The organism is Bacillus cereus group sp. BfR-BA-01524, from assembly GCF_022662595.1.
GTDB lineage: Bacteria > Bacillota > Bacilli > Bacillales > Bacillaceae_G > Bacillus_A > Bacillus_A thuringiensis_S.
The window spans coordinates 1-363 of the sequence record NZ_JAKUDW010000316.1; the positions used below are offsets into that span (position 1 = coordinate 1).

Consider the following 363-nt stretch of genomic DNA (forward strand, 5'->3'; position numbering starts at 1 on the left):
GCCGCTTCCACTTTTTTTATAATCCAGTTCCAGTGGCTAGAACAGTCGGTCGTTTCACCCCTTCCTGTGAGGCAAAAAGCGCCTCTTCGTCAGGGCTTCCAACGCCCTCCTGTTCTGAGCGAGCCACCTGCACTTTTTATCTAATCCAGTTCCAGCGGCTAGAATGTTCGGTGGCTTCGCTTCTTCCTGCGAGGCAAAGAACGCCTCTACGTCTGAAGCTCCATCCCCCTCACATTCTGAACGAGCCTCTTCCACTTTTTATAGTAATTCAAACACTCCCGCTGCTCCCATTCCGCCGCCAATACACATTGTTACGATACCGAATTGTTCGTTGCGGCGTTTCATTTCGTGAATAAGAGATAG

The 363-nt window shown here is 50.1% G+C and carries 1 protein-coding gene; it reads right to left on the reverse strand.

Features of this window, described 5'->3' with window-relative positions; translation table 11 throughout:
* Positions 1 to 258: 258 nt before the first annotated feature.
* On the reverse strand, positions 259 to 363 hold a 105-nt coding region (locus tag MR170_RS31250; protein ID WP_242310696.1), incomplete at its 5' end, for a hypothetical protein.